An 11,023-nucleotide genomic window follows, 5' to 3' on the forward strand; every position below is an offset into this window, starting at 1 on the left:
TAGGAAGTTGAAAAGGGAATTTTATATAAAAAAGGATATAAGATGATATTTTTACATCGCCAAAATAATTTAGAATCGTTTATTGAAAATTATGGCATAGAAATTGACTTGAGATATAATGAAAAATTAGTATTAAACCACGATCTACTAGAAAAAAATTCCCTGTATCCTTTTTTTAAAGAAAAAATTCAGTTTATGAAAAATATCCCTATTATTTGCAATGTAAAAGAATCTGGATTGGAAGAAAAAATTATAGAATTACTCGGTAATAATTTTGAGTATTATTTTTTAGACTCTCAAATTCCAGACATTTTAAGATTGTCAAAAAATGGATATCAAGGTAAATTTATCATTAGAATTTCAGATGTGGAATCTTATAATGAAAAACTTATGGATATTAGTAAACCTAAATATGCATGGGTAGATTACTCACAATTTTCTAGTTTTGATATTAAGGATTATCAAGAATTTATTTATAATATCAAGCCAAAATTAGAGCAAGTTGAACCTATATTGGTTTCTCCTGAGTTATACGATCTATCATATATGAAACTTATAAAACCTATTCAAAGTATTCTACCAAAAGGATTTTCTGTGTGTACTAAAAAGCCTGATTTATGGAGTATGTATGTTTAATTTAAGAAAAATAGCTGAAAAATATAAACTTATTATGGTTGATATTGATAATACTTTGTTTAATTACACATTTGCACATAAAAATGCCTTAGAGGCTACAATGAAACAATATAATTTTACATTAGAAGATTATGATCTAGCAAAAAAGATGATTGCAAAGAGGGGGTTATCTGCAAATCATCATAAAAAAGAATTGTATTTTAAAATTATCTGTGAAAATAAAAATATTCATTTTTCAAAAGCTAGTGAAATGTTTGAGTTATACATTTCTATTTTTGCAAGAAATTTAAAAGTAGATAAAACAATGTTTGAATTTTTATGTTTTGTTAAAAGTCTTAATAAAAAAGTAATAGCTATAACAAACTTTTATTTTATTGAGCAAATCCATAAACTAAATTGTGCAAATTTGACAAATATGATTGATTATTTGGTATGCTCTGAAGAATTTGAGCTTGAAAAACCAAATAAAGCGCTTGTTGATAGAGCTTTAGAGCTTTATGGGAAATTTATTGATGAAGAAGAAATTGTAATGATTGGAGATTCTATCGCCGATAATTTTCTAGGCGGGGGGTATAGGATAAATTATTATCCATATAATTGTTCAAAGTTACTGATTTCAATTTCTGGAAAAAGTGGAAGTGGAAAGACTACTTTGAGTAATGCTATTGATGAGATATATGCAAGTTTTATTATTAGTACAGATGGTTATCATAAATATGAAAGGCACTCTAAGATGTGGGAGAGGGTAACACACTACAATCCAGAAGCAAATAATCTTATTCAGTTGGCCATGGATATAAAACATATCTATCAAGATATAGGGAATAAACTATGTATACCATTATATGATCATAAAAATGGAGTGATTGTTAAATCCAATGAGATTGAGATTAAAGATTTAGATATTGTGATTATAGAGGGTTTACATACTTTATATCAAGAGGTTATAGGAGATTTTGTAAAAATCAAAATATATATTGATTCAGATGAAGCAGATAAACAGAAGATAAATAGAGATAGTAAAGAAAGAAATTATAGTCATTCTAAGATTATAGATACTATACAAAAACGAGAGGAAGATTATAAAAAATATCTTGAAAAACAAAAAGACAATGCAAATTTTCTAATTATAGTTAGAGATGGTATTTTTAAAATACGTTTAAGGGATATATTGTTAAATAATTACTTGCAAAAAGAATATACTGGTAGATATGAAGATTTAATCCAAACCGTAAAAGATATTTTTGATCTGATTTTGAAAAATAGATGGGTAATGGAAAATGATGTATAATAATAAAAAGCTTGATGGGTGTATTAAAGACTACCAAGAGTTGCGTAAAATTTTTGGTAATATTTTAGATGCCCCATCAAAAGGTGGAAATATTTCTATAAAGAATGATGAATATTTTATTATTAAGGCTTCAGGTGAGGATTTAAAAAAAGAGCATAAAATTTCTATTTTTAAAAATAATGTCAATTCTTTTTCTTATTACAAAGATTATTCTGTAGATATTGTGAAGCCATCTATGGAAATTAAAATGCATATGGTATTTAAAAATAAATATGTAGCACACTATCATCCTGTTTATATTTTACCTTATTTATGTGCCAAAGAATATAAATTTGAAAATTATGAAACTATTGATTTTGCCTTACCCGGAAATGATTTATATGAAGCATTAAGTAAAAGTTATTCTTATCAAGAAAAGGGTGTGGTGTTGTTGCGAAATCATGGTGTTGTTATTTACGCAGAGCAAATTCAAGATATAATAGAATTATATAATCAATTAAAAAGTGAATTTTTTGAACAAAATGATTTTGTTTATACTCCAGATGATGCAGTTGATAAGACTAATGAGGAGCTATGGTTGTTTAGAAATGCAATGGAGAATATTGCTATTAAAAAACAAATTAATCTAAACCCATTAAAAGTGAGTGAAATTAATAAACTGTTAAATTTACCTGATGAGCAATATAGAAAAAAAATTATGGAAAGTGAGAGTTAGAATGAATATTATTATACCTGCAACTGGAGTAGGCAAGAGATTTAAAGAAGCTGGATATAAAGAATTAAAACCTTTTATTAAAGTTATGAAAAACAAAGTTATCTTGGACTATGTAGTTGAATGCTTTGATGTTCAAAATGATATTTTTTATTTTATTGTTCAAGAGCGTGAGAAAAGTAAATTTGAAGATTTTGCTTTATCTAGAAAAATTAATGCGAAAATTATTGTCTACAAAGGGGAAAAATTAGGACCTGCTGGAAGCTTATATGGTGTGGTGTCGCAGTTGCAAGATATACTTGATGAGGAAGTTATTATTAGCTATTGTGATTTTGGACAAGAATGGAATTATAAGGATTTTCTACAATTTGCACAAAAAAACCTAGATGTTCAGGCTATAATTCCTTGTTATACTGGTTATCATCCTCATTTATTACCTTTAGAGAATGTATATGCAGCATGTAAGGTGTATGACGATACTTATAAAGTATATGAAGTTATAGAAAAATATAATTCTAAGAATAAATTTGAAGAATATTATTCTTCCGGTATCTATTATTTCAGAACTTTAAAGTTGGCTATTGAAGCAATAAAAAAACAAATAGAAGCCAAAGATATGGTTTCCGGGGAATATTATGTGTCTGTAACTAATAATTATATAGAAAATGTTTTATGTTATCCTTTTATAGAGAAATTTTATCAATTTGGCACTCCAAAAGACTTTGAATATGTAAAAGAAAAACTTAACTCACAAGATGTTAATAACGAAAAAACAAAAATACAAAATACTATTATATTATCTGCTGGTAGAGGAGAGAGATTTTTAAATCTTAATTTTAACCAACCAAAACCATTTTTACCTCTTGGTAAAACAAGTATTATAGAAAATATAATTGATACTTTAAAAAATGTTGATACGAATATTATTTGCGTTGGTGCGCAAGATCATGAAAAATATTGGGAAAATATAAAACAAGAAATAAGGTTCGTAAAACCGAATAAGATTGGTGCGGCATATTCTTATAAAGAATCTTGTGGAGATTTGTCAGGTGATGTTTTAATTCTTCCGTGTGATTTGATTGCCAAGCATGTTAATAAGGAATTTATAAGATTGCAAAAAGAATATGAAGTTATTGTATTTGTTACACATGCTTCTAAATATAATATTAATAATCCGCATTATTTTACTTGGGTAGATGGGGAAAATAATAAAATAGATAATATTTTTGTTAAAAATAGATCTAATGATGCAAATTTAGTAATGATAGGAAGTTTTTATTTTAAGGAAAATTCTTTGTTATTAGAATATATAAATAAAATATTCCAAGAAGATATAAAAACTAACGGTGAATTCTATATAGATAATGTATTTGAATTGTTAATTAAAACACATAAGATAGGTTATATAATCGTTGATAATTATTTCTCTTTTGGAACTCCAGATGAGTATTTGGAAAATAAGTATTGGTTTTGTAAAATAAATATAAAGGAAAATAATGGCAATAGAATTTAACATACAAGAATCAAAAGTTTTAAAAGGAGTATATATAATAGTTCCTAATAAATTTAGAGATTTACGAGGAGAAATATGGACAGCTTTTACAAGTGAAACTATAGATAGACTTTTGCCAGATAATCTTCAATTTATACATGATAAATTTATTCACTCTAGACATAATGTTATAAGAGGTATACACGGGGATCATAAAACATATAAACTAGCTACTTGTGTTTATGGAGAAATCCATCAGGTTGTGGTTGATTGTAGGCAAGATTCACCTACTTATTTAAAACATGAAAAATTTATAATAAATCAAGATAACCAAAAAATTATCTTAGTTCCAGCTGGATTTGGAAATGCACATTATGTAAGTAGTGAAAGTGCAGTGTATTATTACAAATGTGCATATAAAGGAGAATATGTTGATGCAAATGACCAATTCACTTATGCTTGGAACGATGAGAGAATAGGAGTTGATTGGCCAACAAAATCTCCAATCCTTTCAGAAAGAGATATTTTAGCTACATGCAAGGAATAATTTATGGAAAAAAATTCTAAGATTTATATAGTAGGGCACCGCGGATCTGCTGGAAGCGCCATAATGGAAAAATTACAAAAACTAGGTTATAATAATCTAATATATGCAACAAGAGAAGAATTAAACTTACTTGATTTTAGTGCTGTAAAAAATTTTTTTGATAATAATCAACCAGAATATGTTTTTTTTGCAGCGGCAAAAATGAGTGCTTTGGGCGCAAAAGCTCCAGCTGATATTTTATATGAAAATTTAACAATTCAGAATAATATATTTTTCAATTCGTATAGTCTAAATGTAAAAAAATTAATTTTTTTTGGTAGCTCTTGGATGTATCCTCAACATGCAAACAATCCTATTAAAGAAGAAAGTTTGCTTACAAGTGAGTTAGAATATAATGCTGAGCCATATGCTTTAGCAAAGATTGCTGGAGTTAGAATGTGTGAATTTTATAATTTACAATATAATACTAATTTTATTTCAGTTGCATTGACTAATTTATATGGAAAAACAGCTGATTATGACTTAAAAACAGCCAGGGTGTTACCAGCGATGCTTAGAAAATTTCATTTAGCAAAACTTCTTAATGAAAAGAGGTATGGTGAAATTTTATTAGATCTTAACTTGCAAGATCAAGATGAGGCGATAAATTATCTTAATACCAATGGAATTCATGAAGAACATATAGAGCTTTGGGGTGCAGGTAAGACTAGGAGAGAATTTATACATTCAGAAGATTTGGCAGATGTTTGTATATATATAATGAATAATATTAATTTTAGTGATCTATCTAAAAATAATATAAAAAATACACATATTAATGTGGGCACAGGTAGTGATTTATCTATTGCAGAATTAGCTTATTTAATAAAGCAAATTACACAATACCAAGGTGAAATAAAATTTGATATAAGCAAACCAGATAGCTCTATGAATAGACTACTTGATTGTTCTAAAATTCATTCTTTTGGTTGGAAGCATAAAATAGAACTTGAAGAAGGTATTAAGATGATGTATGAGCAATATTTATTGCTAAAATAAAGTATTATATTTGCTAATAAATAGTTTTAAAGGAATAATAATGAAGATAGGAATAATTGGTGCTGGTATATCTGGTATGTCTGTTGCAAGGCTCTTAAAAGATAAATTTGAAGTTGAAGTTCTAGAAAAATATAATGTAGTAGGTGGTATTGCTAGAACGAGAGATGTTAATGGTGGTGCGTATCATGTCAATGGTGGACATTGTTTTAATTCTAAATTTGGTGATGTTCTAGATTTTGTTTTTAATGTCGTATTAAGTAAAGATAAATGGAATTATTTGCCTAGAAAAGCTGAAATTTTATTTAAAGAAAATTGGATCACTTATCCTATAGAATTCTCAATTAGAGAAATAAATAATTTTGATCCAAATTTGGCTTTTAGAATAACTAATGAAATGTTTAATGCTTCTTACGAAAAAGGGAAAAATCTTGAAGAATGGTTTATAAATCATTTTGGACCAACTTTAGCAAAAGAGTATTTTATACCGTACAATACTAAAATTTGGGGTATAGCTCCGAAAAATATGGACAATGTGTGGATAGAAGATGAAAGACAAATGAAGCTTCCTGTTCCAACAAAAGAGAGTTTTTATAAATCTTTGATTGATAAAACAACAGATAAAATGTCCCATGCTAGCTTTTATTATCCTAAATCAAACAATCAAAACACCTTTATAGAGGCTATAGGAGAAGGAGTTGATATTATTATAAATTACGAAGTAAAAGATGTTAAAAAAGAAAGTAACCAATGGATTATTAATGGTGAAAAAAAATATGATCTCTTAATAAATACTAGCCCATTGGATTTGATTCCTAAAATTTTAAAAGATATTCCCAATAATATTTTGGGATATTTTGAAAAATTAAAATTTAATAGAGTTAGTAATGTTTTATGGAAAATGAATTCCGAGTTTATTCCAACATGGGCATATATTCCAAATAAAGATTTCAAAATCCATAGAATTATAAATACAGGTAGATTTATGTATCCTTATAAAAATTGTTGTATAACTGAGATAATAGGAGAACATCCTATTGAAATTTTTGAAGAAGAAGGAAAAAAAATAGAATTTTTAGATTCAATTGTTTCACATAATATCACAGAGCATGCTTATCCTTTATTTGATTTAAATTATGTGAAATCTAAGAAAAATGCTTTAGAATATTTAAATTTTATTGGATTGATTTCTCATGGTAGATTTGGTGAATGGGAATATTATAATATGGATGTTTGTATAAAAAGATCCATAGATTTAGCAAAAAAAATAATAAATGAGTATTATCATGACTAATATCCTTCTTTGTGGTGGTAGCGGTACAAGACTTTGGCCACTTAGCAGAACACTAATGCCAAAACAATTTTTGAAATTATTTGATGATAAATCTTTGTTTGAGTTAGCTTTGCAAAGAAATTCCAAATTTTGCTTTAATACTTTAATAGTATGCAACGAAGAGCAGTATTTTCTAGCTCTTGATCAAATTTCAAATACAAATAGAACTAAATTTATTTTAGAGCCACTAGCAAAAAATACCGCAGCAGCTATTACTTTAGCTTGTTTATCTTTACCTAAAGAAGAGATAGTTTTAATTACACCAAGTGATCATTTAATCAAAAATGAAAAAAAATATCGAGAAGCAATAACTAAAGCTTTAGAATTTGTAAATGATAATTACCTTGTTACTTTTGGTATAAAACCTGATAGCCCACATACTGGATATGGTTACATTAAATCTAAAAATACTCATGATGTTGAAGCTTTTATAGAAAAACCAAATTTAAAAAAAGCAAAAGAATTTTTAGAAGATGGAAGTTATTTATGGAATTCAGGTATGTTTATGTTTAAAGTTGGTTTTTTCTTAGAGCAAATGCAAGCTTATTCAAAAAAAATATATGATTTTTGTTTAAAAGCACATAAAAATGCTTTAATACAAAATGATTTTATCAAAATCAAATCAGCAGACATGGAGAAAATTCCAGAACTAAGCATAGATTATGCCTTAATGGAAAAATCAAACAAGGTAAAAGTAATATCTAGTGACATTTCTTGGAGTGATGTAGGAAGCTTTGAAAGTTTAGCTAAAGAGTTTAATAATGGCAAAAATTATACCAATGCGAATGCTAAATTTTTAGATTCTAATAATATTTTTTGCTATGCAAGTGATAAAAAGAAATTTATATCTACAATTGATCTTGATGATATATTTATCATAGACACTCAAGATGCACTTTTAATTGGCAAAAAATCATCATCTCAAAAAGTAAAGCAAATTTATGAAGCTATTAAAGAAAATGAAAATCTAAGTAAAAATCATCTTTGTACGCATAGACCTTGGGGAAGTTTTACTATACTTGAAGATGAAAAAGGATATAAAATCAAACGCATAGAAGTTAAACCCGGCAAAAGACTTTCCTTGCAAAAACATTTTCACAGAAACGAACATTGGATAGTTTTAAGTGGCACAGCAAGTGTAGAAATAGATGGAGTGGAAAATTTAGTAAGACCTAATGAGTCAATCTATATAAAAATGGGACAAAAACATCGTTTAAGTAATTATGGTAAAATTCCTGTTGTAATCATAGAAGCTCAAGTAGGTGAATACACAGGTGAAGATGATATAGTAAGATTAGAAGATGATTATAAAAGGATATAAATGAAAAAAGTGGCATTAATAACTGGAGTTACTGGACAAGATGGAGCTTATTTGTCTGAATTTTTACTCAACAAAGGCTATGAAGTACATGGTATAAAAAGAAGATCTTCTTTATTTAATACAGATAGGATAGATCATTTATTTGAAGGATATCATGATAAAAAAAATGATTTTTATTTGCACTATGGCGATATGACTGATTCTATGAATTTGACTAGAATAATAGCTGAGATTAAACCAGATGAGATTTATAATCTTGCTGCTATGAGTCATGTACATGTTAGCTTTGAAACACCTGAATATACAGCAAATGCTGATGGTATAGGAACTCTTAGAATACTTGATGCGGTAAGGTTTTTAAATTTAATTCAAAAAACTAAAATTTATCAAGCCTCTACTTCAGAGCTTTTTGGAAAAGTACAAGAAACCCCACAAAGCGAAAAAACTCCATTTTACCCAAGAAGTCCTTATGCGGTAGCAAAAATGTATGCATATTGGATTACAGTAAATTACAGAGAAGCTTATAATATGTTTGCATGTAATGGAATTTTATTTAATCATGAAAGTCCTGTTAGAGGGGAAACATTTGTAACTAGAAAAATCACCCGCGCGGCTGCAAAAATAGCTTTAAATTTAGATGATATACTTTATCTTGGTAATTTAGATGCTAAAAGGGATTGGGGGCATGCAAAAGATTATGTAAAAATGATGTGGATGATACTTCAGCACGAAAAAGCTGATGATTGGGTTATAGCTACTGGAAAAACTACTACAGTAAGAGACTTTGTCAAGCTTGCTTTTGAATACTGTGGGATAAAACTAAATTTTAAAGGAAATGGGATAGATGAAGAGGGTTTTATAGAAGATTTTGATCAACAAAGAGTTAAAGAGCTTTCTTTAAATTTTAACCATCTTCGAAAAGGCCAAGTAGTAGTAAAAGTAAATCCTAGATATTTTAGACCTACCGAAGTTGATTTGCTTTTAGGTGATCCTTCTAAGGCTGAAAAAGAACTAGGTTGGAATAGGGAATATGATCTTAAAAATTTAGTTAATGATATGATGAAAAATGATTTGAAACTCATGAATAAAGATGTCTTTCTCAAAGAAGGTGGATATAAAATAATGAGGTATTATGAGTAATCCATAATATTTTTTATAACAAATTATAAAGCAACATTAATATTCTAAAAAAGTAAATAAAATTGATAAAGATGTGATAATGCATACATGTAATATAGAGTTTAATATAGAAAAATATAATATTCAAATTGGTGGAGGACTATATCGGTATTTAAATTATGAGTGTTTACTTAAATTACTGAAATTTGGTAAAAATGATATTGAAGATAAGAAGTTTTATATTATTACTAGTTTGGTATCTGATGAATATGTTTTTTTATTTCTAAAAGTAAATCAAAAAATTTTTATATTAGTTCAAAAATTTTCTATTGATATGGTAATTGACATTGGATCTAATAAGATAAACATCTTATCTAAAATTTCTGAGGAGCAAGTAGAAAATGCTTTAAATACATTAAAAATGAAAATTAGCTTTCTATATGATAATAATATAGATTTTTATAAAATTTTTATATATAATTATGAAAAACTAGAAACTTCGCGAAAAATACTTTTTCTTAATAGTTATCCTAGGCCATGGCATTATTTTCAAGACTTTTTATGTAAATTTTTTATTATAAAAAATAAAATTATGAAAGATAGGACAATATCTATTCTTTCTTTAGTTAAAAACGAATATATAGATTTAAACTATGATGATATTACTACATATGAATTTATAAGTGATGATGTAGCGAATCAATTTATTATAGAGAATGATTTTGTAGTATGGAGACCTATTAGAAATTTTATTACTAAAGATGAATGCACATTTAATATGAAGGAAAAATTTTATTTTTGGTTAAAAAATATTTCTCTAAGAAATTCTTCGGAGTTTAGAAATTCTGTCATGCAAGAAATTATAAAATATAAATATAAAATTTGGATTAGTGTTGCGAGACAGGGTAGAAAATGGATAGAACAAGAGCAAGGCATTATTGAATTATCAGAGAGTTTAAGAAAAATGTATGGTGATAAAGTATGTATTGTGCTAGATAGTCTAACCTCTAGTTTGTATCATGGAAAGGAAGCTTATGGTTTGATAAATATGGATGAGATGTTTTATATACATTCTTTGAGTAAAAATTTAAAAATTAAAAGTTTTAATATATTTGGATTTTCATCTGCGGAAAAAATCAACATAGCTCATTGTGTTGATTTTTATATCGGAAATATGAATACTGATATGCTTTATCCGTGTTATATTGCTAAAAAATATGGGGTTTGTTATGGTAGTGTTGAGAACTATGATATTAAAAAACAAGATGAGGAAATTTTATATTTAAATTTTTTTCCAATTGAACATGTCAAAACAGTTAATCCTGGAAAAATATATTGTAGATCAGATTATTCTATAAATCCTTTTTATTTTGCAAAATATGTATCACAACAGATATATTTTTACTTTACAAAAAATAAATAGCCAATGAAAGAAAATACGATGGTAAATAATTTATTAGAACAAATATACAATAGAAATTTGTATAAATCTTTTAAAATAGATAATCTTCTTCAAGAAAACCAGAAATTAAATCAA

At 26.8% G+C, this 11,023-nt stretch carries 10 protein-coding genes; all 10 read left to right on the forward strand.

The window, feature by feature from the left end:
- Positions 1-42 precede the first annotated feature (42 nt).
- The 10 genes from L8X28_RS08030 to L8X28_RS08075 all read left to right on the forward strand — a co-directional run bounded on the left by L8X28_RS08030 (position 43) and on the right by L8X28_RS08075 (position 10,909).
- Complete coding sequence (locus L8X28_RS08030; protein ID WP_263666027.1) at positions 43-636, forward strand: hypothetical protein; 594 nt, start codon at positions 43-45, stop codon at positions 634-636.
- Complete coding sequence (locus L8X28_RS08035; RefSeq protein WP_263666028.1) at positions 629-1,927, forward strand: HAD-IA family hydrolase; 1,299 nt, start codon at positions 629-631, stop codon at positions 1,925-1,927. The genes L8X28_RS08030 and L8X28_RS08035 overlap by 8 nt, the downstream gene beginning before the upstream one ends.
- Positions 1,917-2,642 (forward strand): class II aldolase/adducin family protein, encoded by a 726-nt coding sequence (locus L8X28_RS08040; protein ID WP_263666029.1) that lies wholly within the window; start codon positions 1,917-1,919, stop codon positions 2,640-2,642. Before L8X28_RS08035 ends, L8X28_RS08040 begins: the two co-directional genes overlap by 11 nt.
- A gap of 1 nt (position 2,643) precedes the next feature.
- The gene (locus tag L8X28_RS08045) at positions 2,644-4,152 is read left to right on the forward strand and encodes a sugar phosphate nucleotidyltransferase (protein ID WP_263666030.1); all 1,509 of its coding nucleotides are present in this window, start codon (positions 2,644-2,646) and stop codon (positions 4,150-4,152) included.
- Positions 4,136-4,678, forward strand: coding sequence for a dTDP-4-dehydrorhamnose 3,5-epimerase family protein (locus L8X28_RS08050; RefSeq protein ID WP_263666031.1), 543 nt, complete (start codon positions 4,136-4,138; stop codon positions 4,676-4,678). Before L8X28_RS08045 ends, L8X28_RS08050 begins: the two co-directional genes overlap by 17 nt.
- A 3-nt stretch (positions 4,679-4,681) precedes the next feature.
- Positions 4,682-5,716 (forward strand): NAD-dependent epimerase/dehydratase family protein, encoded by a 1,035-nt coding sequence (locus tag L8X28_RS08055; protein ID WP_263666032.1) that lies wholly within the window; start codon positions 4,682-4,684, stop codon positions 5,714-5,716.
- 40 nt (positions 5,717-5,756) lie between these two features.
- The gene (locus L8X28_RS08060) at positions 5,757-7,007 is read left to right on the forward strand and encodes a protoporphyrinogen/coproporphyrinogen oxidase (RefSeq protein ID WP_263666033.1); all 1,251 of its coding nucleotides are present in this window, start codon (positions 5,757-5,759) and stop codon (positions 7,005-7,007) included.
- A complete protein-coding gene (locus tag L8X28_RS08065; RefSeq protein ID WP_263666034.1) occupies positions 7,000-8,367 on the forward strand; it encodes a mannose-1-phosphate guanylyltransferase/mannose-6-phosphate isomerase in 1,368 nt (455 codons plus the stop codon). Before L8X28_RS08060 ends, L8X28_RS08065 begins: the two co-directional genes overlap by 8 nt.
- Entirely contained in the window at positions 8,368-9,507 is a 1,140-nt protein-coding gene (gene gmd, locus L8X28_RS08070) for a GDP-mannose 4,6-dehydratase (protein ID WP_263666035.1), read from the forward strand.
- Positions 9,508-9,586: 79 nt separating this feature from the next.
- Positions 9,587-10,909, forward strand: coding sequence for a hypothetical protein (locus L8X28_RS08075; RefSeq protein ID WP_263666036.1), 1,323 nt, complete (start codon positions 9,587-9,589; stop codon positions 10,907-10,909).
- Positions 10,910-11,023 lie beyond the last annotated feature (114 nt).

Origin of the sequence: Campylobacter sp. CNRCH_2016_0050h, assembly GCF_025772605.1 — a bacterium.
Lineage (GTDB): Bacteria > Campylobacterota > Campylobacteria > Campylobacterales > Campylobacteraceae > Campylobacter_D > Campylobacter_D lari_D.